Origin of the sequence: Thioclava sp. F36-6, from assembly GCF_002020305.1 — a bacterium.
Classification (GTDB): Bacteria; Pseudomonadota; Alphaproteobacteria; order Rhodobacterales; family Rhodobacteraceae; genus Thioclava; species Thioclava sediminum.
On the sequence record NZ_MPZX01000004.1, the window covers coordinates 366,360 to 391,866 of the forward strand.

Below are 25,507 nucleotides of genomic sequence, written 5' to 3' on the forward strand. Positions count from 1 at the left end.
CCGAAAGACATGACGACTGCATGGCTTGAGGCGACAATGATCGCGCTTACCTCGGTGGGCGCGGCCTTGGTCGCGTTGCTGCTGACATGGCTCGCCGTGGGGCGGTCGCCCGGGCGCAGGCTGATCCCCGCTGCGCGAGAGGACATCGAGGAGGTGGCCTTCCTGTTCGATGACGAGGCGCTTGTGGATGCAACGCCCCCCGCGCGGCGCTTGCTGGAATCGATGCCTATCGGGGCGAGCGATTGGACGCGCTTCACCGCGTTCGCCGCGCCGCGCTTTCCCGAATTTCAGTCCCGCATCGGCCAGCTCGCTGATCTCGGACAGCTCGAGATGACCGAGGTTGCGAGTGCCACCGACAAGCCCCGGCTCCGTCTCACCGTCGAGAACTTCAACGGTCTGGCGCGGATCACCCTCGTCGATCCCGAAGGGGAGGGGCAGGGCCAGCGCATCGACAGTCTCTCTTTCCGCGCGATGGAAGACGAATTGGAGATGATGCGCACGACGCTCGACCGGTCGCCGGTTCTGATCTGGCGGACCGAGAAGGGGGGTGAGCTGAGCTGGGCAAACAGAGCCTATCTCCTGCGTGCAGGGGCTTTCGATGTGGGCGAAGAGGGGTTTGGATGGCCGCTGCCGAGCCTGTTCACGCTGCCGCCCGACGCATTCGACGGGGGCGGGCCGCATCGTCTGGAGATTGGCCCCGCCGCGCGGAGCGACACCGAGGCCGCGACATGGTTCGACTGCCACTCCGTCGTTCTCGAAAGCGGCACGCTGCATTTCGCCCTCCCCGCCGACGCCGCCGTGCGGGCCGAGAAGGCGTTGCGCGATTTCGTCCAGACCCTGACCAAGACCTTCGCCGACCTGCCGATCGGGCTTGCGATTTTCGACCGGGACCGGCAGCTTCGGCTGTTCAATCCCGCGCTGAGCGATCTTCTGCAGCTCGGGCCGGAACTCCTCGCCACGCGCCCGACGCTCTACGCCTTTCTCGACAGGCTGCGCGAAACCAAGATGATGCCCGAGCCGAAGGATTACCGAAGCTGGCGGCAGGAAATGACCGAGCTGGAGCAGGCCGCCGCCTCGGGGTTTCACGCCGAGACCTGGAACCTGCCCGGCGGGCAGACCTATCGCGTCACCGGACGCCCCCATCCCGATGGCGCAGTGGCGTTCCTGTTCGAGGATATTTCGTCGGAAACGTCTCTAACCCGGCAGTTTCGTGGTGAAATCGAGATGTCTCAGGAGGTGTTCGACCGGGTCGGCGACGCGATCGCGGTGTTCCGCCCCTCGGGCGAATTGGCGATGGCGAATGCCGCCTATGGCGCGCTCTGGGGGGTCGAGCCGGAGGCGACGCTGGGCCGGGTGACCCTGCTCGACGCGGTGAAGCAATGGCAGGCGCGCGCCGAACCCAGCGCCTTCTGGTCGTGGCTGCAAAATCTCGCCCGGGAAATTGGCGCGCGCGAGAACCTGACCGAAGAGATCACCCTGCTCGACGGACGGCATGTGACCTGCCAGCTCGAGACGCTTTCGGGCGGGGCGTTCCTCCTGCGTTTCTCCGCTCGGGACACCGCCGGCAAGCCGCCGCCACGTCAGACGGGCACCACCGTCGCGCAGCAAGGCTAGCCGCTTGGCAAAGGGGCGATCGGCGCGCTAGAACCGAGCCATGCCCGCGCCGACGCACGCCCCCGTTTCCAGCGAAATACCCTGCCTCGATCTCCCCGATCCCGAGGCGACGGAGCGGCTTGGCGCGCTCTTTGCCGAATTCGCCGGGCCGGGCGATGTGCTGCTGCTCGACGGTCAGATCGGCGCCGGGAAAACCCATTTCGCGCGCGCCCTGATCCAGACGCGGCTCGGCGTGGCCGAGCATGTGCCCTCGCCGACCTTCACGCTGGTCCAGACCTACGAGGCCGATTGCGAAATCTGGCATGCCGATCTCTATCGGCTCACCGATCCCGACGAGGTTCTCGAGCTCGGGCTGGATGCGGCCTTCGACAACGCGATTTGCCTGATCGAATGGCCCGACCGGCTCGGGTCCGCTGCGCCGAAAGGGGCCCTACGGCTGCGTTTCGAGCAAACCGAAGAGGGCGCGGCGCGAAGGGTCTGTTTCGAGACGAATACGCCTCTTTCGCGGCAGGTTCTGGAGGCGTGGGATGGCTGACGAAGCCGAGATTCAAAGCTTCCTCACCGCCGCCGGGTGGCACGACGCCAGCCGCCGCCCGCTCGCCGGAGATGCCTCCGCCCGCAGCTACGAACGCCTGACCCGCGGCGCAGATCGCGCCGTATTGATGAAAGCGCCCGACGGGGCCGAGATCGCCCGCTTCACCCGCATCGGCGATTGGCTCGCCGAGGCCGGTTTTTCCACGCCGCAGGTACTCGCGCGCGACGAGGCGGCGGGGCTGCTGCTGCTGCTCGAAGACTTCGGCGACGCGCTCGCGGCTCTTCACCTCGACGCGACGCCCGAGAACGAGCCTGCGCTTTATGCTCTGATCACCGAATTCCTCGCCGATCTTCCCCGTCACGCGCCGCCCGAGGATCTCCCGCTGCTGGATGGCGCTGCGCTCGCCGACCTGCTGGATTTGGTGCCCGAGTTCTACCCCTGCACGGACCGGTCTGCCGCGGATGCGCTCCAGAAGGCGATCGCCAAAAAATTCGACACTTTTCCGGCGTGGAAGCCGGTTCTATGCCTGCGCGATTTCCACGCGGAGAACATCATTCTGCTGGATCGTCCGGGCCTGCGCCGCCTCGGGCTTCTCGACTACCAGGACGCGCTGCGCGCCCATCCCGCATATGATCTGGTCTCCGCGCTGCAGGACGCGCGCCGCGATGTGAGCCCGCAGGTCGAGACAGCCGAGATCGCCCATTACTGTGCGCTGACCAAGACCGATCCGACCACGTTCCGCCTCGCCTACGGTCTGCTTGGCCTGCAACGCGCGCTGCGGATCCTCGGGATATTCGCGCGGTTGACCATTCGCGACGGGAAACCCCAATATCTTGAGTATATGCCCCGCGTTTACGGCTATATCTCGCGTAACCTCGCCGATCCCGCGCTTGCCGATCTGGCGGAGCTGTTCCACGCCGCCTATCCTGCACCCGACCCGAATTTGATTGCTGATTTGAGACAAAAATGCCCGACCAGCCCGACGCCTTGATGCTCTTCGCCGCCGGTTTCGGCACGCGCATGGGCGCGCTGACGCAAACCCGGCCCAAACCGATGATCGAGGTCGCCGGGCGTCCCCTGATCGATCACGCGCTCGATCTTGCCCGGGCGGGCGGGGCGCGGCGGCTCGTGGCCAATGTGCATTACCTCGCCGATCAGGTGGTCGCGCATCTGGCCGGGCAGGACGTCGCGATCTCGGACGAGCGCGACGAGATTCTGGAAACCGGCGGCGGGCTGCGTAAGGCGCTGCCGCTGCTGGGCGAGGGGCCCGTGATGACGCTCAACACCGATGCGGTCTGGAGTGGCGAGAACCCCGTGGCCCGGCTGCGCGAGGCGTGGCGGCCCGACGAGATGTCGGCGCTTCTGATGCTGGTGAGGCCCGAAAATGCGCGCGGACATGCGGGCGCGGGCGATTTCACGATGGACGAGACCGGCCGCCTGACGCGCGGGCCGGGTTATGTCTATACGGGAGCGCAGATGCTAAATCCCGCTGGAATAGGGTCTATTTCTGAGCGGAGCTTCTCGCTGAACATCCTATGGGACGAGATGATCGCGGCGGGGCGTGTCTTCAGCCTCGTGCATGACGGGGGGTGGTGCGATGTCGGGCGTCCCGAATCCATTCCTTTGGCCGAGGCGATGCTCGATGAGTGAGGACATCGCCTCCGTCTACGCCCTCCCGCCGGGCGTCGATTTTCCCCGCGCCTTGGTTGCGGGCCTGCGCGCGCGCTTTGCCGATCAGCCGCCCGAGGCGCTGGCCCGGGTCACGCTCTATCTGAACTCCGGGCGGATGCGTCGCCGCGTGCGGGAGGTCTTTCTCGAAAGCGGCGCGCTCTATCTGCCGCGGCTCCTGCTGGTGAGCGATCTCGGGGCCGATCCGCTCGCGGGTCTGCCGCTACCCGTGCCCCCGCTGCGCCGCAAGCTCGAACTGGCCCAGTTCGTCGAACAACTCACCCGCGCCATGCCCGAATTAGAGGCGGGCGCGAGCCAATTCGCGCTGGCTGAGAGCCTGTATTCACTCCTCGCCGAGATGCAGAGCGAGGGCGTCCATATCGACGATCTCGACCAACTGGAGCTGACCGAGACCCACGCCCGCCACTGGCAGGAGAGCCTGCGCTTCATCCGCATTATCGCGCGTTATTTCGACAACGACGCCGAGCTGGACCGCGAGAGCCGCCAGCGGATGGTCGTGGAAGCGGTGATCGAGCGTTGGCGCGAAAGCCCGCCCGCGGATCCGGTGATCGTCGCAGGGTCCACCGGTTCGCACGGGGCGACCTCGCTTTTCATGCAGGCTGTCGCGCGGTTGGAAAACGGGTCGATCGTTCTTCCCGGCTTCGACCGCGACATGACGCAGGCGGCGTGGGATAGTCTCTATTCCGGCCCGTTTCCGCTCGAAGACCACCCGCAGTTTCGCTATCGCAGCTTGTTCGACAAGCTCGGGCTTTCGGCGGAAGACGTCGTCGATTGGGACCAGGTCACGGCGCCGGACCCGGGCCGCAACCGCCTCCTTTCGCTGGCGCTGCGGCCGGCGCCGGTTACCGATCAATGGCGGCGCGAAGGCGCTGGGCTGGGGCCGCTCGTGCCAGCCTGCAAGGGTCTATCGCTGATCGAAGCGCGGGATCCGCGCCACGAGGCGCTGTCGATTGCGCTCGCGCTGCGCGATGCGGTCGAGCGGGGCGTCAGTTCGGCTCTGATCACGCCCGATCGTCTTCTGGCGCGCCGCGTGTCGGCGGCGCTCGACCGGTGGGGGATCGTGCCGGACGACAGTGCGGGCCAACCGCTGCAGCAGACCGCGCCGGGCCGGTTCCTGCGGCAGATCGCGGCGATGCGGGCGCGTCCGGTCGGGATCGCTGATCTGATCGCGCTGCTGAAACATCCGCTGACCGCGACCGGCGAGGAGGAGCGCGGGCCGCATCTGCGCAATACGCGCGAGCTGGAACTGCGCCTGCGCCGCTATGGGCCCGCGTTCCCGGATCGCGAAAGTCTCACGAAATGGGCTGAAAAAGACCCTGAATCACGGGCATCCTGGGCGCAGTGGCTCTGCGATATTCTCGAGGATTTCGCGGCTCCGCCGGCGGCCGCGCTGTCAGATCACGTGGAACAGCACTTCCGGCTAGCCGAACGGGTCGCCGCCGGACCCAGTGCTGCGACCGAGACCAGCGAGCTATGGCGCGAGGCGGCGGGTCGCGAGGCGCGTCGCTTGATGGAAGACCTGCGCAGCCAGTCCGGATTCGGCGGGCATCTCGGCGCGCTCGATTACGCCGATCTGGTTAACCGGCACCTTCAGAGCGGGCTCGTGCGGCAGACGCTCGCCGCGCATCCGCTGATCGCGATCTGGGGGACGCTGGAAGCGCGCGCGCAGGGTGCCGAGCTGGTGATCTGTGGCGGGTTGAACGAGGGAAGCTGGCCCGAAGCTCCTGCGCCCGACCCGTGGTTCAGCCGTCAAATGCGGCTGGAATCGGGTCTATTACTGCCCGAACGGCAGGTCGGCCTCTCGGCGCATGACTTCCAGCAGGCGGTTGCCGGGCCGCAGGTGATCCTGTCGCGTTGCGCACGCGACGCGGAGGCGCAGACGATCCCGTCGCGCTGGCTCAATCGTCTCTTGAACCTCGTGGACGGCCTGCCCGATCAAGGCGGCACCGAGGCGCTGGCCGAGATGCGCGGACGCGGTAAACGCTGGCTCGATCTGGCGGATGCGCTCGAGACGCCGCGGATCACGCTTGAGCCCGCCAAACGCCCGTCGCCGCGCCCGCCGGTCGATGTTCGCCCGCGCGAACTGCCGGTCACCGCGATCGAGACCCTGATCCGCGACCCCTATGACATCTACGCGAAGCGCATCCTGAAGCTGCGCGCCCTCGATCCGCTGCGCCCCGAACCCGACGCGTTGCTGCGTGGGCAGGTCCTGCACCAGATCGTCGAAACCTTCGTGAAGACCTATGACGAGACCGCCACCATCGACGCAGCCCAGGCGCGTCTGATGGAGATCGCCGAGGAGGTGATGCTCCGGGAAATTCCGTGGCCCAGTGCGCAGCGCATCTGGCTCGCAAGGGTCCGAGGGATCGCCGAGACTTTCTGCCGGGCCGAGGCCGAGCGTCGCGCGCAGGGCGAGCCGATGGTGGTGGAGAAAAAAGGCTCTGTTTCACTGCAAAACCCGCTTTTCACGCTCACCGCAAAGCCCGACCGGATCGACATTCTCGAAGACGGGCGCGCATGGATCTACGATTACAAGACCGGCACGCCGCCTTCCGAGCGGGAGGTGATGGCCTTCAACAAACAGATGCTTCTGGAGGCCGCGATGGTCGGGCGCGGGGCCTTCGAGGCGATCGGGCCGCGCGAGGTCGCGGGCATGTCCTATGTGCGGCTCGGCGGCGACGGCGCCACCACGCAGATCAAGGGTAAATCCGGTGATCGCAGCGAGACGCCCGAGGAGAGTTGGGAGAAATTCCGCAAGCTGATCGCGCGCTATTTCGAGCCTACGCAGGGCTTCACCGCGCGCCGCGCTCCGCAAAAAGCGCGCGCCCGGACGGATTACGATCAGGTCTCGCGCTTCGGGGAATGGGATGTCACCGATGAGGCCGAGGGGGAGGACGTGTCATGACCCATCCGGCCAGCCTCAGACAGCATCAGGCCTCGCAACCGGACAGCTCGGTCTGGCTCGCCGCGAATGCGGGCTCGGGCAAGACCAAGGTGCTCACCGACCGCGTCGCGCGCATGCTTTTGGCGGGAACAGAGCCTCAACGCATCCTGTGCCTGACCTACACCAAGGCCGCCGCGGCGGAGATGCAGAACCGACTGCTTGGGCTGCTGGGCGGCTGGGCGATGATGGACGAGGCGAAGCTGCGCGAGAAGCTAAGGGCGCTCGGTGCCGATGAGGCGCTCTCTGCCGAGGATCTGGCGAAAGCGCGACGGCTGTTCGCCAAGGCGATCGAGACACCGGGCGGGCTGAAGATCCAGACGATCCACGCCTTCTGTGCGGGGTTGCTGCGCCGCTTCCCGCTCGAGGCGAAAGTCTCGCCGGGCTTTTCCGAGATGGACGACCGCGCTGGGGAATTGATGCGCGAGGATATCCTCGAGGAGATCGCGACCGGCTCGGATTGCGACCGGCTCGATGCGTTGCTCGGCGTCTATTCCGGTGAGGACCTGACGGCCCTCGCAGCCGATATAAGCAGGAATAGGGTCGGTTTCGCAGGCGATCTGGGCTTGTCCGATCTGCTGGAAGCCTACGATCTGCCGCGGGACATGACCGAAGAGGCGCTGCTATCTGAGGTCTTCGACGACGGCGATCTGAAAATGATCCGCGAGGTCGCGCCTGCGTTCCTTGCAAGCTCCAAGAACGATCAGCGCGTCGGCGCAGGTCTGGCGGCGGCGCGCACCCGCGATCTGGACGCTGTGCAGGCCTTGGAAGACGTGCTTTGCGTCAAGAAACCGAAGGACGGACCGCCTTATCAGCCCAAGCTCGACAAGGTCGCCACCAAGGCGCTCGCCAAATCGCTGGGCGACGGCACGATGGCCGCGCTGTCCGATCTGTCCGAGCGCGTCTCCGAGAACCGCCCCCGCCGCCTCGCCTTCGTCGCGGCCAAGCGCGCCCATGCGTTGCACCGCTTTGCGCAGGTCTTCCTGCCGCGGCTCGACGCCTATAAGGCCGCGCGCGGCTGGCTCGATTTCGACGATCTGATCGACCGGGCGGCGGCGCTCCTGGATGAGCCGTCGGTGGCGCAATGGGTGCTGTTCCGCCTCGATGGCGGGATCGACCATATCCTTGTCGATGAGGCGCAGGACACCAGCCCCCGGCAATGGCGGGTGATCGAGCGGATCGCCGAGGAATTCACCTCCGGCGAAGGCGCGCATAAGGGCGAGCGCACGCTGTTCGTGGTGGGCGACCGCAAGCAGTCGATCTATTCCTTCCAGGGGGCCGATCTTCAGCAATTCGAAGAAATGCGGGCCCATTTCGCCCGGAAATTCGCGGATATCGGCCGCGCGCTCTCTCCGCTGGAACTGGAGCACTCCTTCCGTTCGTCCGCAGCCGTGCTTCGCTCCGTCGACCTCGCTTTTGCGCGCGGGGCCGAGCAGGGCCTGGGCGGGGCGCCCTCGCATATCGCCTTCCACGAGGCGCTTCCGGGCCGCGTCGATCTGTGGCCTGCGATCGAATCGGTGAAGACGGATGACGAGGACGATTGGGAGAGCCCGGTTGATCTGACGAGCGCTGAATCGGCGATTTCGCAGCTGTCTCGCATGATCGCCACCGAGATTTCCGCGATGATCGCGCAAGGCGTGCAAATCCCCGATCACGAGGCGCCCGGCGGCGCGCGCCCGGTGCATGAGGGCGATTTCCTGATCCTCGTGCGGCGGCGGTCGGAGCTGTTTTCCGAGATCATTCGCGCCTGCAAGTCGATCGGTCTCGCGGTGGCGGGGGCGGATCGCCTGAAGCTCGGGGCGGAGCTTGCGGTGCGTGACATCCGCTCGCTGCTGAGCTTCCTCGCGACGCCGGAGGACGATCTGTCGCTGGCGGAGGCGTTGCGCTCGCCGCTTCTGAACTGGTCCGAGCAGGAGCTTTACCAACTCGCGCAGCCCCGGAAGGGCTATCTCTGGGAGGCGCTCCGCCGTGGCGAGATGCGGCCCGATACGCAGGAGATGCTGAAAGATCTGCGCGATCACTCGGATTTCCTGCGGCCATTCGAGTTGATCGAGCGCCTGCTGACCCGGCATGGCGGGCGCGAGCGACTTCTGGCGCGGCTCGGGCCCGAGGCGGAAGACGGTATCGACGAGTTGATCTCGCAGGCGCTGGCGTTCGAGCGTAACGAAGTGCCCAGTCTGACCGGGTTCCTCGGTTGGCTCGATGCCGATGACGTGCAGGTGAAACGGCAGTTGGACGGGGCAGGGCGCGCGATCCGGGTGATGACGGTCCACGGCTCGAAAGGGTTGGAGGCGCCGATCGTCATCCTGCCCGATACGGCGAAGAAAAAAGAGCCTAATCCGCCTAAAATCCTGCGTTTGGACAATGGCGTCGCGGGGCTTCGGCAGCCCGCGCCGGACGCGCCGGAGGCCCAGCTTTCCGCCGCAGGAAAAGAGACGACCGCCCGGGCGGAAGAGGCGCAGCGGCTTCTCTACGTCGCGATGACGCGGGCGGAGAAATGGCTGATCGTGGCGGCAGCGGGCGAGGTCGGTGAGGGCGACGAGACTTGGTATAGCCGGATGAAATCGGGCCTCGAAGCTGCCGGGACCGAGGACGTCACGGGCCTTTCCAAGCCGTTGCAGGAGCTGGGCGAGTTTCCACGCCACGCGACCGGCGCATGGCCGGAAAACGCGCGCGCCCCGGCAGCCGCAGAGGAGGTCACGCGACTGGATCTGCCCGCATGGAGCCTCACGCCCGCAGCCGCCGTCGAACCCCCGCCGCGTCCGCTTTCGCCCTCCGATCTGGGCGGGGCGAAGGCTCTGTTCGGCGATGGCGAGATGATGGACGAAGACGAGGCGCTGCGTCACGGGCGCAACCTGCACCGGCTTCTCGAACATCTGCCGGAACGGCCGCGCGACCAGTGGGAAGACCTTGCCGAACTCTTGCTGTCCGAGGGCGAGGATGCGCTGCTTCCGGGTGAAATAGAGCCTGTTTTGGCCGAAGCGACCCGCGTTCTCGAAGCGCCGGGCATGGCGGCGTGGCTGGGTCCGGACTGTCTGGCGGAGGTCGAGATCACCGCCGCGCTGGAGGAATTCGGCGGCCAGCGGATTCACGGCTTCATCGACCGTCTGCGGATCGATGCCGAAGGCGTTCACATCCTCGATTACAAATCCAACCGCATCGTTCCGACGTCGCCCGATCAGGTGCCCGAGGGGATCGTGCGACAGATGGCCGCCTATCGCGCGGCACTGCGGCAAATTCACCCCGGACGCAGCATCACCTGCGCGATCCTGTGGACACAGGACGGAACGATCATGCCGCTCGCAGATGCACAGCTAGACGGGAGCTTGCGCACGCCCACTGTATCTTGACGTCGACGGGGGCGGAACTTACCTTCCTTGCCGACCCAATATTCAGGAGGCTGACATGGCTACCGTTGCTGTTACCGACGCCACTTTCGACGAAGAAGTGCGCAAGTCCGACGTTCCCGTCGTGGTGGATTTCTGGGCTGAATGGTGCGGCCCCTGCCGCATGATCGGCCCGTCGCTCGAAGAGATTGCCCAGGAAATGTCGGGCAAGATCAAGGTCGTGAAAGTGAACGTCGACGAGAACCCCGACAGCCCGGCGACGCTGGGCGTTCGTGGCATCCCCGCCCTGTTCCTGTTCAAGGATGGCGAGGTCGTCTCGAACAAGATCGGCGCGGCCCCGAAAGCGGCGCTGCAAAGCTGGATCAACGAATCGATCTGATCTGCGGATTAGGTTTGACGGAAAAGGGCGCCTTTGGGCGCCTTTTTTCATATCGGCCAGCCGAAATGGCGTAGCCGCGCGCGCAGGCGCTCTTCGAATTCGGGACGGCCTGCGTTGAGCGATTGCAGCTGCAGGAACCAATAGAGGTAGCGCGCCACCGGCGGGGTCTCGCGCAGTTTGGCGAAAGCGGCGTCGATCCCGTCGCGTGGCACGAATCCGGCGATATGGTGGAAATCCGACAGGCCGAACAGGATCGCCGGTTTGCGCAGGAAGAACCCTTCGAGGGCGAGTGCGCTGTTTTGCGTCGCGACGAAGCGGCAGCGGCGCAGCAGCTCAGGCGAGCCACCGGACTGGAAGCGAAAGCGCGGGTTGCGGGCTGCAATCGCCTCCAGCGCCTCGATTTCGCGCGCTGTGTAATCCTCGTTCGGGTGCAGCGTCGCCACGACCGGACCGGAATGTCGGGCCAGCACCTCTTCGATCATCTGCACCGGGCTCACCGACTGGAACGAGCGGTGATCCAGCAGCCGCCCCTGTAGCGGAACGAAGGCCAGATCCTCCTCATCGGACGGTTTTACGCCGGGATAGAGCCTGTTCCGCGTGGAAAAGAAGAATTGCGCCGCGGCCTCTCCGTCCACCTCATCGGCATCAAACGCAGCCTGCGCGACCGGCCAATCCCATCGCTCCGCCTCCGCCTCGACATGCCAGAACGCGCCGACATAGGTCCGTCGGCAGGTCAACGCCCGCGCATGGGTCGGCGGCTCCATCCGGTAAAGCGCATAGCCTTCGCGGGCAGGGGCCGCTGCGCGCGCCTCGGGGCCTGTCTGATGCAGGCTGACGGTCCAATCCGCCGCCTCCACCGCCCCGATCAGCCGCTTGAAGAAATTGTGTTCGCCGGCCCGGACCTGCCCCAGAATCCAGTCATCGAGATAGATCGAAAGGTGCTGCGCGCTCATGCGGTGACGCTAGCCGCAGGCTCACGCACCGGCAAGCGGGGTTGCAGCCCCGGCCTGCGGGTTACATATCTTTGGCGCAAACGGAGGACTAACATGGCCGAAGAGAAATTCCCGGGCTGGCACGGCACAACGATCATCGGCATCCGCAAGGGTGGTAAAGTGGTGGTCGCGGGCGACGGGCAGGTCAGCCTTGGCCAGACCGTCATCAAAGGTTCGGCGCGCAAGGTGCGCCGCCTGAGCCCCGGCGGTCACGACATCGTGGCGGGCTTTGCAGGCTCGACCGCGGATGCGTTCACCCTGCTGGAGCGGCTCGAGAAGAAGCTCGAAGCTTCGCCCGGTCAGCTGATGCGCGGCTGCGTGGAGCTGGCGAAGGATTGGCGCATGGACAAATACCTGCGCAATCTCGAAGCGATGCTGATCGTGACCGACGGCAATGATCTTTACGTCCTGACCGGCGCGGGCGACGTGCTGGAGCCGGAACACGGCATCGCCGCGATCGGCTCGGGCGGGAATTTCGCCCTCGCCGCGGCGCGCGGGCTGATGGAAACCGATCTCGACGCCGAGGCGGTCGCGCGCAAGGCAATGGCGATTGCCTCCGACATCTGCGTCTACACCAACGGCAATCTGACGGTGGAGAGCATCGGTGGCTGAGCTGACGCGCGACGATCTGCGCGCGGCGGTCGCGGCTGGCCATATCAACGAGGCGCAGGCCGCGTCCGTGATGGCGCTGGCGAGCAACCGTCTCGCCGGTCGCGCGGCTTTGCCCGCCGAGGACGAACCCTTCGAGCTGTTCAAAGGTTTCGCCGAGATCTTCGTGACCGTGGGTCTTGGCATCCTGATCACCGGGTCGTTCGGCTTCCTGCTCTTCGCGGGCGGCAAGCTGGGTTACGCGATGCTGATCCCGCTGATTGCGCTTCTGGGCGAGTATTTCACCCGCAAGCGCCGCATGGTGCTGCCCTCGATCCTGCTGACTCTCACGCTGGGCGGGGCGGTGCTGGCGAACTTCCTCGGCATTCCGATCCTCGGGATGCGCTTCATCGCCGAGGCGCCCAACTTCGACCTTGCGCTGGTCGCGACCGCGGTCGCGCTGATTGCGTGGTTCCTGCGCTACCGGGTGCCGTTCTCGATGTTCCTTGTGGGGCTATGCGGGCTGGGCCTGCTTTTGTCCTTCGCGAAAGGCTTCGACCCCGAAGCGCCGATCTCTCAGACGGTCGATCTGTTCGATCTGTCGAACGGCTCGGCGCTGTCGCTCGCGATGCTCATCTTCGGGCTTCTGGCACTCGCAGGCGGCGTCTGGTTCGACATGCGCGACCCGCATCGCCTGGGTCGGCAATCGGCCTCAGGCTTCTGGCTGCACGTTCTGGCGGCGCCTGCGCTGGTGAATACGCTCGCGCTGACCTTCTACAAGATGGGGCCGGGGACGGGCTATGTGCTGCTGCTCGCCACGTTGGCCGTCTTTGCCGCGTTGGCGCTGATCATCGACCGGCGCTCCTTCTTCACGGCCGGGATCGGCTACATGATCTTTCTCAGCTTCTACGCGTTCGGCGACGCCGCCGATCCGCGCAGCTGGTGGATCACGCTGATCCTGATCGGCCTCTTTCTCACCGCGCTCGGCTCGTTCTGGACCGAGCTGCGCACGCGCCTGATGCGCGCGCTTCCCAATTTTCCCGGCAAGCACCGCCTGCCGCCCTATGCCACGGAGTAATCCATGACCGATCTGACCCCCCGCGAAATCGTCTCGGAACTCGACCGTTTCATCATCGGCCAGAAGGACGCCAAGCGCGCCGTCGCCGTTGCGCTGCGCAACCGTTGGCGCCGTCAGCAGCTGCCCGACGATCTGCGCGAAGAGGTCTATCCGAAGAACATCCTGATGATCGGCCCGACCGGCGTCGGCAAGACCGAGATCTCGCGCCGTCTGGCAAAGCTCGCCCGCGCGCCCTTCCTGAAGGTCGAGGCCACGAAGTTCACCGAAGTCGGCTATGTCGGGCGTGACGTGGAGCAGATCATCCGCGATCTGGCCGATGTCGCGATGGTCCAGACCCGCGAATATATGCGCGAAGAGGTGAAGGCGAAGGCGCATCAGGCCGCCGAGGATCGCGTGATCGCCGCGCTCGCCGGCACCGATGCGCGCGAAAGCACCCGCGAGATGTTCCGCAAGAAGCTGCGCGATGGCGAGCTCGACGACAAGATCATCGAACTCGACGTGGCCGATCAGTCCGGCGGCATGCCGCTCGGGATGATGGGCGGTCAGCCGGGCATGGAACAGCAGATGCAGGGTCTTCAGGACCTGTTCAAAGCCTTCGGCGGAAACCGCACCACGCGGCGCAAGATGACCGTCTCGGAGAGCTACGAGACGCTGATCTCGGAAGAGGCCGACAAGCTTCTGGACGACGAAACGGTGAAGACCGCGGCCCTCGAGGCCGTGCAGCATTCCGGCATGGTCTTCATCGACGAGATCGACAAGGTCACGGCGCGCTCGGATGCGCGCGGGGCCGACGTCTCGCGCGAGGGCGTGCAGCGCGACCTGCTGCCGCTGATCGAAGGCACGACCGTGTCGACCAAGCTCGGCCCGGTGAAGACCGACCATATCCTGTTCATAGCCTCGGGCGCGTTCCACATCGCGAAGCCCTCGGACCTGCTGCCCGAACTGCAGGGCCGTCTGCCGATCCGCGTGGAGCTGCAGGCGCTGACCGAGCAGGACTTCACCCGCATCCTGTCGGAGACCGACAACGCGCTGACCCGGCAATATCAGGCGCTGATGAAGACCGAAGAGGTCGAGGTCGCGTTCACCGAGGACGGTATCGCGGCGCTCGCCCGGATCGCGGCGGAGGTCAACCAATCGGTCGAGAATATCGGCGCGAGAAGGCTCTATACCGTTATGGAACGCGTGTTCGAGGAGCTGTCCTTCACCGCGCCCGACCGTGGCGGACAAAGCGTCACCGTCGATGCGGAGTTCGTCGAGAACGAGCTGGGCGATCTGACCCGCGACACCGATCTGAGCCGCTACGTCCTCTAGGGCACTGGCACCTCGCGCGCGCTCTGTTATCCTCCTGCGGGAGGGATGCGAGGCGCGGGCGATGGTGCGGTTTCTGATCGTAATCTTGATGCTGAGCTTGGCCGCCTGCGCACCGCGTGGGCGGCTTGCCTATCTCGATCACCCGGTCGCCGATGCGCGCTCGATTTTCGTGGGCTCGACCCGGGCGCCCGATCCGCAGACCGGGCAGCCCTTCGGCACCGCACGCAGTCAGCAGCTGCGGCTCGCGCGCTTCGACGTCGCCACGCCGCCGGACCGCGAGGTGGCCGAGATCGCCTATCCGATGACCGACACCTCGCCGGTCGACCCGGACAAGCAGTTCCTCGTCTCGCAATCCGAGATCGACATGGAGCGCCCTGCGTTCCAGTCGGAGCTGCGCACGGCGCTGCGCAAACATGACGGGCAGGCGGTGCTGTTCGTCCACGGTTTCAACAACTCCTTCGCCGAGGGCCTCTACCGGATGGCGCAGATGGGCGCGGATTTCGATCTGCCCGGCGTGCTGGTGCATTATTCCTGGCCGTCGCGGGCGAATGTGCTGGGCTATGCCTATGACCGGGATTCGGTGCTCTTCGCGCGCGACGGGCTGGAGAAATTGATCGACGATCTGAACGCGGCGGGGGCGAAACGCATCCTGATCGTGGGGCATTCGCTGGGCGCGGAACTGGTGATGGAGGTGCTGCGTCAGGAGGCGATTACGCAGAAACAGGGTCGATTTTCGACGATTTCCGGGGTGGTCCTGATCTCGCCGGATATCGCGGTGGACGTGTTCAAGACACAGGCCGACGCGATCGGCGCGCTGCCGCAGCCGTTCATTATCTTCACCTCCGCGAAGGATCGCGCGCTTCAGCTATCGGCACGGCTGTCGGGCAAGCGCGACCGGCTGGGCAATCTGGAAAACGTCTCAAGTATCGCGCATTACAAGGTGACGCTGATCAATGTTTCGGCCTTCAACACCGGCGACGGGCATTTCAACGTCGTCACCTCGCCAGCGCTGATCCGGTTGCTCGACAGCGCGCAGAAAGTGGCCGAGGTGCTCGAGGTCGAGCAGTTCGGGCGCACGGGGCTGGGCGATGCGGTGGTGCTGACGGTCGAGAATACGACGCAGATCATCCTCGCGCCGATCTCGGGCGGTTAGCGGATTCGGCGCAGATAGACGTAATAGGCGCCCGCGCCGCCATGTTTCAGATGCGCTTCGTTGATCTGCATGACGGCGGGCGCGAGCGGCATCATCCGCAGCCATTGCGGGACCTGATGACGCAGCACGCCGACACGCCGCGGGATCGGACCGTCATCGTCACCGCGCTTGCCCTTGCCTGTGATCACAAGCACTAGCCGCTTGCCGTGGCTTTGCGAATTCAGGATGAAGCGGATCAGTTCAGGATGCGCCTCGGCCAGCGTCAGACCGTGCAGATCGAGCACGCCTTCGGGCTTCAGCTTGCCGCGCGTCATCGCCTTATGCGCCTTGCGGTCCATCGTGACGGGCTGTCGCGCGAGATGCTCGCCCGGCTCCGGGGCAAGATCGTGACGGCCCGGCGAGGGTTTCGCGTGCTGACCCATCTCGAAACTGCGCAGCCCCTCGGCCCTCGTTTTCGGCTTGGGTTTGGGCGCCAGAAAAGACTCTAATTCGGCGGGATCGGCCTTTTTCGGACGGTAATTCTCCGTGGTCGACGCTACGCGATCCCACAGCGCGCGTTCCTCGGGGCTGAGTTTGCGTTTGCGGCTCATGCGCGCCTCCGCAAGCCGATCATCCGGCCTTTGGCGTTGATCGCGCCTGCGATGCGCCCGGCCTCGTCACCGGTGCCAATGAAGAGATCACCGCGCCCCGCGCCCTTGATCGCAGAGCCCACGTCCTGCGCCACCATCAGGCGCTGCCCGAAGCCGGGGCAGTCGATCCAGACCGGGCTGCCCAGCGGCACGACCTCGGGGTCCACGGCGAGGCTGCGCCCCGCGCTTACCGGACGTCCCATCGCGCCCAGGGGGCCGGTGTCACCTGGGATATCCAACACTCGGAAGAACACGAAAGAGGGGTTGTGATCGAGCAACCCTTGCAGCTGATCGGGGTTTGCGGCGGCCCAGCTTCGGATGAACTCGGGCGTCATCTCCTCGGCCGGGGCTGCGCCGCGCGCGATCAGCTCCTTGCCGATGGAGCGATAGGGATGCCCGTTCTTGCCGTCGAAGCCCAGCCGCAGGCTGCCGCCGTCCTCAAGCCGCACCCGTAGCGAGCCCTGCACCTGCGCGAGATAGGCCTCGATCGGGCTCTCCAGCCAGACCAGTTCGTGCCCCGCCAGCAAATCGCCCGCCTCGATCTCGGCGCGGGTATGCCACGGCGAATTAGACCCTATTTCAGCGGGTTTCGCATAAAGCGGCCAGGCGAAGCGGTCGGATTTCCGCCGCGCACCGGGCAGTTCGGGTTCGTAATATCCGGTGAAATGCGCGGCCCCCTCGGGGGCGATTTCATAGGGGGCGAAATAGGTCTCGAAAGCGGTTCTGGCATCGTCCAGCCCGGCGGTGTCCATCCCATAGAGATCGGCCGTAACGCAAAACGCCGCCCAAGCGGCGGCGTGATCGTCCCGGGTCCAGCCGGGAATATCGGCGAAGGACAGCGCCACCGGCTTCAGCCGCCCGTGGCGACGAGCTGCCAGTTCGGGTCATTCGCACCCATCGTGCGTGCGAAGGTCCAGATGTCACGCTGCTTGCGCGGCGACTTGGGATCGCCCTCGACCACCTCTCCGGCGGCATCGCGCGCGACCGAAATGATCTCGGCCCCGAAGCGCACGGTCACTTCGGCTTCCTTCGTTGAGTGGTCGAAGTCGGCATTGCTCAGCACCAACTCGCGCAGGCCGAGGAATTCCGCCTGAACGTCGAGACCCTTCTCCTTGCGCGCTTCCACGGCACCCTCGAAGGCCTCGTAGACCTCGGCGGACAGGAAGGGGCGGACCTTTTCCAGATCGCCGGTCTCGAAAGCCATCAGGATCATCTCGTAGGCGCCGCGCGCCCCTTGCAGGAATTCCGAGACCGAGAAGCTCGGCTCGACGCGTTTCATCGCGGCAAGCGCGACGGCGGCCGTCGAGCCCTCGGGCACATTGTCGATGATATCGTGATCGGGACCGCCTTCGATCACGTCGAAATCGCGCTTCGGCGTCGGCGTGTCAGGCGTTTCGGGCGCGATCGGCTTTTCATAGCCCTCACGGGTCCCGAGCACGCTTTTCAGCTTGAAAATCAGGAAGATCGCAATCGCCGCGAGGACGATAAGCTGAATGACGGCACCGGACATCGAGACCCCTGTGTTTGGCTTCATGTTTGTTTCTAGGTCAATGGCTACTTATGTAAGGCGTCAACTAGTTCAAGTCCACCGGCGCAGCTTGCCCGGAGACGCGATAAAAGAGGATGCCATGTGGATCTTTCTGGCCTTTCTGGCCGTGCCGCTGATCGAGATCGGTCTGTTCATTCAAGTGGGCGGGCTCATCGGCCTGTGGCCGACGCTGGGGATCGTGTTGCTGACCGCGATCGTCGGCACATCGCTGGTACGCCGGGAAGGGGCGCGTGCGCTCAACGATCTGCGCAGCTCTCTCAATGAATTGAGCGACCCGTCGCGGCCGCTGGCACATGGCGCGATGATCCTCGTGGCCGGGGTGCTGCTGCTGACTCCGGGCTTCTTTACCGACACGGTCGGGATCCTGCTGCTGATCCCCGGGATTCGCGACTGGGTGATGAAAGCCGCGGCGAGCCGGGTGAAGGTGCAGCGATTCGAGATGGGCGGCGCGTACCGGACAACGACCCAATACGATCCGCGCCGCGAACCTCCGAACCGTCCGCGCGATCCGGAGATCCTCGATGCCGAAGAGGTCGAGGAGATGACCCATCGCGACGATCCCAACGGCAAGCCCTCGGGCGGGCCGTCCGGCTGGACGCTTCATTGAGAATTGAGGCTTCTTTCTGCCGGTGCTAAACCTCGCACAAATAATTTTGGGAGAGGTCGATGACTGACGAAGCAAATGGCGAGACCAACGGCGCCGCGGATCCGCAGCAAGAGCAACAAGGGCTGCGTATCAACATCCTCGCGCAATTCACGCGCGACATGTCCTTCGAGAACAATGTCGCCACGAAAGGCGTGCAGACCAGCGACATCCAGCCCGAGATGCAGGTGCAGGTGTCGCTCGATGCCAAGAAGCGCAACGCCGAGCATCAATACGAGGTGATCACCAAGTTCAAGATCACCGCGAACAACAAGTCGGACGGCGCGACGCTCTATCTGCTCGAGCTCGATTACGGCGGCATCTTCCACGTCGAGGGCGTGCCGGAAGATCAGCTTCATCCGTTCCTGCTGATCGAATGTCCTCGCCAGCTGTTCCCCTTCGTGCGTCGCATCGTTTCGGATGTGACCCGCGACGGTGGCTTCCCGCCCTTCAACCTAGAGATCGTCGATTTCGTCGCGCTGTATCGCAATGAACTGGCGCGTCGTCAGCAGACCGAGGCGCCCACGACGGTCTGATTCGTCAAGCTGGCCTGAGGCGCGGCATCGTGCCTCAGGGACAAGCTGACACCGTGACTCTGGCCTGTCACGGACCCATTTTGTAACGGTGATCCCGTCCGCGACCCGGGCAGGATCATCGGATTCAGAAGAGGTATCATGGGCCAGATACAGGCATGGATCGAGGGCACGCTCGCCCCTGTCGACGTGATGGATGCGCATCGCGAAGGGATCCGCCACCGGGCGGTTTCCATTTTCGTCATGGATGGCGAAAAGCTCCTTCTGCAGAAGCGCTCGGAAAACTGCCTGCAATCCCCCGGTCTCTGGTCGAATACCTGCTGTAGTCACCCCGATTGGGGGGAGCGTCCTGAGACCTGCGCGCTGCGGCGACTGCGTGAGGAGCTGGGCATCGAAGGGCTCTATCCTGCCCATGCCGACCGCATCGAATATCGGATGGATATCGGCGACGGGCTGGTCGAGCACGAAGTAACCGATATCTACATCGCCTATGCGCAGCGCGGCCTCACCGTGACCCCCGATCCCGAACTGGTCTCGGAGACCCGCTGGATCGGTCTTTACGACCTCGGGGCCGAGGTGCGGCGCTATCCCGATCGGTTCTCGCGTTGGCTCCGGTTTTACATGCATGAGCATATCTCCCGCATCCTGCCCGCCCTGATCTGTTGATCGGCGGGGATTTCTGCCGATTGCCTTAAATTGCTACGCGGAATTCCGCGCTTGCCCTAGCTTTCGCATCGCTTACCTGTAACTCTGCTCTCGATTGGGCGGGGGCATGAGTAATGGGACCGAAGACCATCCGAGTTTTTCATTTGAGCGTGGCGGCGCTTGCGATCCTCGCGACCCCGGCACTCGCATATTCGTTAAAGTTTAATACTCCCGGCGCGTCGGACGATCTGAGCAAAGCGATCAAGGGCGCATCGCTTCTGGTGCAATCCGCAGATGACGACAGCAAGGACGCGCAGGACGTGCTCTCCGAGGCGCGCGCCGACTATAACCGCATCGTCTCGGCGCTGTTCGCCGAGGGGCGGTATTCCGGCGTCGTGTCGATCAAGCTCGACGGGCGCGAGGCCGCCACGATTCCGCCGCTCGATGCGCCTTCCACGGTGAACAACGTCACCGTGACCGTGACGCCGGGCCCCGAGTTTACCTTCTCGCGTGCCGATATCGCTCCGGTCGCGCCGAAAACCAATCTGCCCGAGGGCTACAAGGTCGGTGCGGTCGCGAAATCGGGCGTGATCGTCGATGCCGCAAGCGCGGCGACGACCGGCTGGCGCGATGCGGGCCATGCCAAGGCGGAAGTCTCCTATCAGAACATCGTCGCGGATCACCGCGCCAATCAGCTGGCCTCCGACGTGCGTCTGGCACCGGGGCCGCTGGTGACCTTCGGGCGGCTCGAGACCTCCGGCAACAAGCGCCTGCGCACGAAACGCCTGCGCGAGATCGCGGGTTTTCCCACCGGCGAGGTCTATGATCCGAAGAAACTCGATCAGGTTCAGTCGCGACTGCAGCGCACCGGGATTTTCTCTTCGGTCGCGATCACCGAGGCGAAGACGCTCAACCCCGATGACAGCCTCGATGTGAACCTCGCCGTGGTCGAGCAGAAGAAACGCAAGATCGGCCTCGGCGCGGAACTCAGCACCAGCGACGGGCTCGGCCTCAACGGCTACTGGCTGCACCGCAACCTCTTCGGCGGCGGCGAACGCTTCCGCGTCGATGCGGGCATCTCCGGCATCGGCGGCGCGACGGGCGGCACGGATTACTCGATCGGCGCGCGGATCGACCGCCCGGCGACCTTCAACCCGGAAACCAGCGCCTACATCACGACCGAGATCAGCCAGAAGAACGAAGAGGATTACACCGAGAACGCCTTCGATATCGGCTTCGGTCTGACGCGGATCTTCAACGACAAGCTGACCGGCGACGTCTCGATCAATTACGGCTGGTCCAAGGTGACCGACGACTCGGGGCAAACCTATTTCCGTCAGGTCTATCTGCCGACGAAACTCACCTGGGACGATCGCGACAACAAGCTCGATCCGACCAAGGGCTATTTCATTCAGGCGGGCGTGACGCCCTTCGTGGGGATTGGCGGCGATACCGGCACCGGGGCTCAGGTCACGGGCGATCTGCGCGCCTATCGGGGCTTCGGACAGAACGATCGCTTCGTGCTCGCGGGCCGCGTGCAGCTTGGCGGGGTCTATGGCTCCGATCTCGAGGAAACCCCGCGCGACTACCTGTTCTACTCGGGCGGCGGCGGCACCGTGCGCGGCCAGCCCTACCAGTCGCTCGGCGTCGAAGTGCTCGACGGCGGCACGCTGAAAACCGGCGGCACTGAATTCGTGGGCTTCCAGGGCGAAGCCCGCATCGGCATCACCGACAAGATCGGCGCGGTCGCCTTTTACGACTACGGCTATATCGCGGGCGGCGGCGACTCGGGCTCGCAGGCAGGCGCGGGTCTCGGCCTGCGCTACAAGACGGGCATCGGCCCTATCCGCCTCGACGTCGGCTTCCCGGTCTCGGGCGGCACCGGATCGGGGGCGCAACTCTATATCGGTATCGGGCAGGCTTTCTGATGAAACGTTTCGCTATCCTTCTCGCCTTCTGCCTCACGCCGCTGGTCGCCACCGCGCAGGACAGCGCGCCGCAGACCGCGGACGGGGCAGGGGCCGCGACCGACGAGCAGACGCAGCGCGACCGCTCTTATCTGACTGGGTTGATCGAGGATAACCTCTCGGGCGCCGGGCGCACTGTGCGGCTCGACGGATTCTCGGGGGCGCTCAGTTCGCGGGCGACCTTCGATCAGCTGACGATCTCCGACAAGGACGGCGCGTGGATCACGATCAAGGACGGCGCGCTCCAGTGGAACCGCACGGCTCTGCTGACCGGCAAGATCGAGATCGACGAGCTTTCCGCCGCCGAGATCGACCTGCCGCGCCTACCGACCTCCGAGGGCAGCTCGACCGCCCCCAGCCCCGAGGCCAAGCCGTTCCAGCTTCCCGATCTACCGGTCTCGGTGAAGATCGGCAAGATCGACGCGCAGAAGGTGATCCTCGGCCAGCCGATCCTCGGGCAAGAGGCGACGGTCAAAGTCTCTGGTTCGATGTCGCTCGCAGGCGGCGAGGGCAATGCCAAGCTCGACATCGCCCGGATCGACAACAAGAAGGGCCAGTTCTCCCTTACCGCATCCTACGAAAACGCCACGCGCGAACTGGGCCTCGACCTGCTGGTGGACGAGGGCAAGAACGGGATCATCGTGCAGAAGATCGGCCTGCCGGGCAATCCGGCGATGACGCTCGCCGTTTCGGGCAAGGGCCCGCTCGACGATTTCACCGCCGATATCGTGCTGAGCACCGAAGGTCAGCAGCGTCTGGCGGGGCAGGTCTCGGTGGGCAGCAAACTGCCCGAGGGCGCACCCGAAGGCAGCGACAAGGTCACGACCTTCTCCGTCGCGCTGGGCGGCGATATCCGTCCGCTCCTGCCGCCCGATTACCACGAATTCTTCGGCAACGAGGTCGCGCTGGTCGCGGATGGCACGCGCACGGCCTCGGGGCAGACGACGCTCAATACGCTCGATCTGAAATCGCGCGCGCTGCAGCTGAACGGCTCGGCGCAGACCGGCGCCAACAACATGCCGGTGAAATTCGACCTCACCGCCAAGCTCGGCCTCGGCGATGGCCAAGAGGTGCTGCTGCCGATCTCGGGGCCGAAAACCTATGTGCAATCGGGCACGCTCGATCTCTCTTATGACAAGGCCGAAGGCGATGGCTGGAAGCTGACGGGCCGTCTGAACCAGCTGCGTCGCGAGGATGGCACCAAGATGCTGACCGCGAACCTCTCGGGTTCGGGCCGCATCCGGCAGGCTTCGCCGCCCTCTGCGGGGGGTACCGTGCTCTTGGGCATCAACGGGCTGGAGCTGTCCGATCCGAAGCTGAGCGCCGCCGCGGGCAGCGCCGTCACCCTGCGCACCGTGTTCTCGTGGCAGCAGGACAAGCCGCTGCGCCTGTCGCAACTGGCGCTGAAAGGCACCGGTTACAGCCTGAATTCGAACCTCACGATCGACAATATCAGCGAGGGCGTCACCATTGAGGGCGCGGCGCAGGTCGACCATTCGAACCTCTCGATGCTGTCGGGTCTGGCGGGGCGTGATCTCGGCGGGTCGGCGCGGATGACGGTCGCGGGGAAATACACCGTTCTCAGCGGTGCCTTCGACGCCAATCTCAACCTCGTCGGTCAGGACATCTCGATCGACCAGCCGCAGGCGGATCGTGCGCTGGCGGGCCGGTCGGAAATCGCGATCTCGGCCAAGCGGGACGAGACCGGGCTGACGCTGGATTCGCTCAACGTGCAGACAAGCGCCGGCACGCTTCAGGCGCAGGGCGATCTGGCGAGCGAGAACGGCAAACTGACCGCCACGCTCGACACCAATGACCTGTCGCTGCTGGGCGATCAATATGGCGGCAAGTTGGCCGCCGATGCGACCGTGACGCTGAATGGTGGCACCTATGGCGTGACGCTCAAAGGCACCGGCAATTCCCTCGCGATCGGCATCCCCGAGGTGGACCGCGCGCTGGCCGGACGGTCGGAGATTTCGGTCTCGGGCTCGCGCAGCGATGCCAGCATGACGCTCGACTCGCTCGACGTGAAAACCGCAGCGGGCGAGCTGCAAGCGCAGGGCAATCTCGACGGCGACAAGGGCAAGGTGACCGCTCATCTCGACACCAAGGACCTGTCGGTGCTGGGCGCGAAATATGGCGGCACGCTCGTGGCCGACGCGACGGCGACGATGGATGGCGCGACCTATGGGCTGACGCTCGACGGCACCGGTAAATCCCTCGCCGTGGGTCAGGCCGAGGCGAACAAGTTGCTGGCGGGCACGACGAACCTCTCGCTGCAGGCCAAATATGCGAACGGCGCGGTCGAAGTGCAGAACCTCGACCTGAAGAACCCGCAGCTCGACGTCTCCGCCAAGGGGACCGCGGGCGAGACCTCGCGCAAGGTCGACCTGAACGCGCGCCTCGCCAATGCCGCGCTGCTCGCGCCGGGCTTCCCGGGACCGGTGACGGTGTCGGGCACGGTCACCGAGGATGGCTCTGGGTATAATCTGAACCTCTCGGGCACCGGGCCGGGCGGCTTGGACGCGAAGGTCTCGGGGCGCATGGCGACGAATTTCGCCGATGCCGATCTCTCGATCACCGGGCAGGCGCAGACCGCGCTCGCCAACAGCTTCATCGAGCCGCGCTCGGTCCAGGGCCCGCTTAGCTTCGATCTGCGGATGAACGGCAAACCGGGGCTCGCGGCACTGTCGGGCACGGTGACGTCGAATGGCGCGAAGGTTGTCGCGCCCAATCTCGGCATGGTTCTGGAAAACGTCGACACGCGCGTGCAGCTTTCGAATGGCAGCGCGCAGCTTGGCGTGACCGGGCGGCTGGGCACGGGCGGGCAAATCACCGTCAACGGCCCGATCAACCTCTCCGCGCCCTATAACGGCAATCTGACGATCCGTTTCGACCGCGCGCGGCTGAAGGATCCCGAGCTGTATGACACGCGCGCCTCGGGCACGATCACGATGGACGGGCCGCTGACCGGCGGTGCGAAAATCGCCGGGCGCATCACGCTGAGCGATACCGAATTGCGGGTGCCCTCCTCGGGCGTCGGCGGCGGGGCTTCGGTCCCCGACGGGATCCAGCATGTCGGCGAGAGCGGTGCGGTGCGCGAGACGCTGAAGCGTGCGAGCCTGCTGAACAATGGCCAGAGCGATGCGAGCGGTGGTGCGAAGGCCTCCGGTCCGTCGTTCCCGCTCGATGTCACCATCGCCTCCGAACGCGGCATCTTCGTGCGCGGCCGGGGTCTGGATGCGGAGCTTGGCGGTTCGCTGAGGATCACCGGCACCACGGCGAACGTGATCCCGATCGGGCAGTTCTCGCTTGTGCGCGGTCGGCTCGACATTCTGGGCCAGCGCTTCACGCTCGATCAGGGCCGGATCGCGCTGCAAGGCGCGCTGGTACCCTATATCGACTTCACCGCGACGACGACGCAGGAAGATTACACGATCTCGATCAACATTCAGGGGCAGGCGAATGCGCCGCTGGTGACGTTCGCGTCCTCGCCCGACCTGCCGCAGGACGAGGTTCTGGCGCGGCTGATCTTCGGGCGGTCCATCGACAATCTCTCGCCCTTGCAGGCGGCGCAGTTGGCCTCGGCAGTCGCGACGCTCGCGGGCAAGGGCGGCGAAGGGATCATCGGCAAGCTGCGGAAGAATTTCGGGCTGGATGATTTCGACGTCTCGACCGATGCGCAGGGCAATACCCAGCTCAAGGTCGGGAAATACCTTTCGGACAATATCTATACCGATGTCACGGTGGGCGGCGACGGCACCTCGCAGATCAACCTCAATCTGGATGTGACCAAGAGCCTCACCGCGCGCGGCACCGTCGGCTCTGACGGCAAGAGCGGGGTCGGCCTCTATTTCGAGAAGAACTACTGATCCATAAGTTTCACTTCATTTCCGCGCCCGGAAATAAGTGAA

The 25,507-nt window shown here is 65.3% G+C and carries 20 protein-coding genes; 16 read left to right on the forward strand and 4 right to left on the reverse strand.

All coding sequences use genetic code 11. From position 1 onward, the window contains the following. Nucleotides 1-36: 36 nt before the first annotated feature. Genes BMI88_RS19015 through trxA form a run of 7 tightly spaced genes read left to right on the forward strand, consistent with a single transcriptional unit; the run spans nucleotide 37 to nucleotide 10,505 of the window. Complete coding sequence (locus tag BMI88_RS19015; protein ID WP_168174020.1) at nucleotides 37-1,614, forward strand: PAS-domain containing protein; 1,578 nt, start codon at nucleotides 37-39, stop codon at nucleotides 1,612-1,614. A gap of 40 nt (nucleotides 1,615-1,654) precedes the next feature. Beyond that, the gene (gene tsaE, locus BMI88_RS19020) at nucleotides 1,655-2,149 is read left to right on the forward strand and encodes a tRNA (adenosine(37)-N6)-threonylcarbamoyltransferase complex ATPase subunit type 1 TsaE (protein ID WP_078551066.1); all 495 of its coding nucleotides are present in this window, start codon (nucleotides 1,655-1,657) and stop codon (nucleotides 2,147-2,149) included. Next, nucleotides 2,142-3,140 carry a phosphotransferase gene (locus BMI88_RS19025; protein ID WP_078551067.1) on the forward strand — a complete coding sequence of 333 codons (999 nt, stop codon included), beginning with the start codon at nucleotides 2,142-2,144 and terminating at the stop codon, nucleotides 3,138-3,140. Before tsaE ends, BMI88_RS19025 begins: the two co-directional genes overlap by 8 nt. Next, entirely contained in the window at nucleotides 3,116-3,799 is a 684-nt protein-coding gene (locus BMI88_RS19030) for a nucleotidyltransferase family protein (protein WP_078551068.1), read from the forward strand. The genes BMI88_RS19025 and BMI88_RS19030 overlap by 25 nt, the downstream gene beginning before the upstream one ends. Then, nucleotides 3,792-6,743 carry a double-strand break repair protein AddB gene (gene addB, locus BMI88_RS19035; protein ID WP_078551069.1) on the forward strand — a complete coding sequence of 984 codons (2,952 nt, stop codon included), beginning with the start codon at nucleotides 3,792-3,794 and terminating at the stop codon, nucleotides 6,741-6,743. Before BMI88_RS19030 ends, addB begins: the two co-directional genes overlap by 8 nt. Further along, nucleotides 6,740-10,129, forward strand: coding sequence for a double-strand break repair helicase AddA (addA, locus tag BMI88_RS19040; protein ID WP_078551070.1), 3,390 nt, complete (start codon nucleotides 6,740-6,742; stop codon nucleotides 10,127-10,129). Before addB ends, addA begins: the two co-directional genes overlap by 4 nt. Before the next feature lie 55 nt (nucleotides 10,130-10,184). Continuing rightward, on the forward strand, nucleotides 10,185-10,505 hold the full coding sequence (gene trxA, locus BMI88_RS19045; protein WP_078522726.1) for a thioredoxin: 321 nt from the start codon (nucleotides 10,185-10,187) through the stop codon (nucleotides 10,503-10,505). Between the two features lie 47 nt (nucleotides 10,506-10,552). Here the strand turns inward: trxA and BMI88_RS19050 are convergent, their stop codons facing one another. Continuing rightward, a complete protein-coding gene (locus BMI88_RS19050; protein WP_078551071.1) occupies nucleotides 10,553-11,458 on the reverse strand; it encodes a hypothetical protein in 906 nt (301 codons plus the stop codon). A gap of 93 nt (nucleotides 11,459-11,551) precedes the next feature. Between BMI88_RS19050 and hslV the strand changes: the two genes are divergently transcribed. The 4 genes from hslV (at nucleotide 11,552) to BMI88_RS19070 (ending at nucleotide 15,627) form a co-directional block, all read left to right on the forward strand. Further along, complete coding sequence (gene hslV, locus BMI88_RS19055; protein WP_078551072.1) at nucleotides 11,552-12,109, forward strand: ATP-dependent protease subunit HslV; 558 nt, start codon at nucleotides 11,552-11,554, stop codon at nucleotides 12,107-12,109. Beyond that, nucleotides 12,102-13,163, forward strand: a complete 1,062-nt coding sequence (locus BMI88_RS19060) for a hypothetical protein (protein ID WP_078551073.1) — start codon at nucleotides 12,102-12,104, stop codon at nucleotides 13,161-13,163. Before hslV ends, BMI88_RS19060 begins: the two co-directional genes overlap by 8 nt. A 3-nt stretch (nucleotides 13,164-13,166) precedes the next feature. After that, entirely contained in the window at nucleotides 13,167-14,474 is a 1,308-nt protein-coding gene (hslU, locus tag BMI88_RS19065) for an ATP-dependent protease ATPase subunit HslU (protein WP_078551074.1), read from the forward strand. Nucleotides 14,475-14,535: 61 nt separating this feature from the next. After that, nucleotides 14,536-15,627 carry an alpha/beta fold hydrolase gene (locus tag BMI88_RS19070; RefSeq protein ID WP_078551075.1) on the forward strand — a complete coding sequence of 364 codons (1,092 nt, stop codon included), beginning with the start codon at nucleotides 14,536-14,538 and terminating at the stop codon, nucleotides 15,625-15,627. Here the strand turns inward: BMI88_RS19070 and BMI88_RS19075 are convergent. The 3 genes from BMI88_RS19075 to BMI88_RS19085 are packed head-to-tail and all read right to left on the reverse strand — an operon-like array spanning nucleotide 15,624 to nucleotide 17,766. Continuing rightward, nucleotides 15,624-16,217: a Smr/MutS family protein gene (locus BMI88_RS19075; RefSeq protein WP_078551076.1), complete on the reverse strand. Its 594-nt coding sequence runs from the start codon at nucleotides 16,215-16,217 to the stop codon at nucleotides 15,624-15,626. The genes BMI88_RS19070 and BMI88_RS19075 overlap by 4 nt on opposite strands. Next, complete coding sequence (locus tag BMI88_RS19080) at nucleotides 16,214-17,101, reverse strand: MltA domain-containing protein (protein ID WP_246831935.1); 888 nt, start codon at nucleotides 17,099-17,101, stop codon at nucleotides 16,214-16,216. The genes BMI88_RS19075 and BMI88_RS19080 overlap by 4 nt, the downstream gene beginning before the upstream one ends. A gap of 5 nt (nucleotides 17,102-17,106) precedes the next feature. Beyond that, nucleotides 17,107-17,766 carry a Tim44/TimA family putative adaptor protein gene (locus tag BMI88_RS19085; protein WP_078522789.1) on the reverse strand — a complete coding sequence of 220 codons (660 nt, stop codon included), beginning with the start codon at nucleotides 17,764-17,766 and terminating at the stop codon, nucleotides 17,107-17,109. Between the two features lie 118 nt (nucleotides 17,767-17,884). On the opposite strand from BMI88_RS19085, the gene BMI88_RS19090 reads away from it, so the two are divergent. From BMI88_RS19090 to BMI88_RS19110, 5 genes are all read left to right on the forward strand, one after another. Continuing rightward, a complete protein-coding gene (locus BMI88_RS19090; protein WP_078551077.1) occupies nucleotides 17,885-18,412 on the forward strand; it encodes an FxsA family protein in 528 nt (175 codons plus the stop codon). Between the two features lie 59 nt (nucleotides 18,413-18,471). Beyond that, nucleotides 18,472-18,984 carry a protein-export chaperone SecB gene (secB, locus tag BMI88_RS19095; protein WP_078551078.1) on the forward strand — a complete coding sequence of 171 codons (513 nt, stop codon included), beginning with the start codon at nucleotides 18,472-18,474 and terminating at the stop codon, nucleotides 18,982-18,984. A 135-nt stretch (nucleotides 18,985-19,119) separates the two neighbouring features. Further along, entirely contained in the window at nucleotides 19,120-19,647 is a 528-nt protein-coding gene (locus tag BMI88_RS19100; protein WP_146673633.1) for an NUDIX domain-containing protein, read from the forward strand. Nucleotides 19,648-19,760: 113 nt separating this feature from the next. Further along, the gene (locus BMI88_RS19105; RefSeq protein WP_078551080.1) at nucleotides 19,761-21,554 is read left to right on the forward strand and encodes an autotransporter assembly complex family protein; all 1,794 of its coding nucleotides are present in this window, start codon (nucleotides 19,761-19,763) and stop codon (nucleotides 21,552-21,554) included. After that, complete coding sequence (locus BMI88_RS19110) at nucleotides 21,554-25,465, forward strand: translocation/assembly module TamB domain-containing protein (protein WP_078551081.1); 3,912 nt, start codon at nucleotides 21,554-21,556, stop codon at nucleotides 25,463-25,465. Before BMI88_RS19105 ends, BMI88_RS19110 begins: the two co-directional genes overlap by 1 nt. Nucleotides 25,466-25,507 lie beyond the last annotated feature (42 nt).

Bases quoted from the DNA above. Each gene is read 5' to 3' on its own strand.
- BMI88_RS19110 (WP_078551081.1), top strand. From the start codon at position 21,554: ATGAAACGTTTCGCTATCCTTCTCGCCTTCTGCCTCACGCCGCTGGTC.
- BMI88_RS19070 (WP_078551075.1), top strand. From the start codon at position 14,536: ATGGTGCGGTTTCTGATCGTAATCTTGATGCTGAGCTTGGCCGCCTGC.
- BMI88_RS19050 (WP_078551071.1), bottom strand. From the start codon at position 11,458: ATGAGCGCGCAGCACCTTTCGATCTATCTCGATGACTGGATTCTGGGG.
- addB (WP_078551069.1), top strand. From the start codon at position 3,792: ATGAGTGAGGACATCGCCTCCGTCTACGCCCTCCCGCCGGGCGTCGAT.
- BMI88_RS19015 (WP_168174020.1), top strand. From the start codon at position 37: ATGATCGCGCTTACCTCGGTGGGCGCGGCCTTGGTCGCGTTGCTGCTG.
- hslU (WP_078551074.1), top strand. From the start codon at position 13,167: ATGACCGATCTGACCCCCCGCGAAATCGTCTCGGAACTCGACCGTTTC.
- BMI88_RS19025 (WP_078551067.1), top strand. From the start codon at position 2,142: ATGGCTGACGAAGCCGAGATTCAAAGCTTCCTCACCGCCGCCGGGTGG.
- BMI88_RS19030 (WP_078551068.1), top strand. From the start codon at position 3,116: ATGCCCGACCAGCCCGACGCCTTGATGCTCTTCGCCGCCGGTTTCGGC.
- BMI88_RS19090 (WP_078551077.1), top strand. From the start codon at position 17,885: ATGTGGATCTTTCTGGCCTTTCTGGCCGTGCCGCTGATCGAGATCGGT.
- trxA (WP_078522726.1), top strand. From the start codon at position 10,185: ATGGCTACCGTTGCTGTTACCGACGCCACTTTCGACGAAGAAGTGCGC.
- BMI88_RS19085 (WP_078522789.1), bottom strand. From the start codon at position 17,766: ATGTCCGGTGCCGTCATTCAGCTTATCGTCCTCGCGGCGATTGCGATC.
- BMI88_RS19075 (WP_078551076.1), bottom strand. From the start codon at position 16,217: ATGAGCCGCAAACGCAAACTCAGCCCCGAGGAACGCGCGCTGTGGGAT.
- secB (WP_078551078.1), top strand. From the start codon at position 18,472: ATGACTGACGAAGCAAATGGCGAGACCAACGGCGCCGCGGATCCGCAG.
- tsaE (WP_078551066.1), top strand. From the start codon at position 1,655: ATGCCCGCGCCGACGCACGCCCCCGTTTCCAGCGAAATACCCTGCCTC.
- addA (WP_078551070.1), top strand. From the start codon at position 6,740: ATGACCCATCCGGCCAGCCTCAGACAGCATCAGGCCTCGCAACCGGAC.
- hslV (WP_078551072.1), top strand. From the start codon at position 11,552: ATGGCCGAAGAGAAATTCCCGGGCTGGCACGGCACAACGATCATCGGC.
- BMI88_RS19105 (WP_078551080.1), top strand. From the start codon at position 19,761: ATGGGACCGAAGACCATCCGAGTTTTTCATTTGAGCGTGGCGGCGCTT.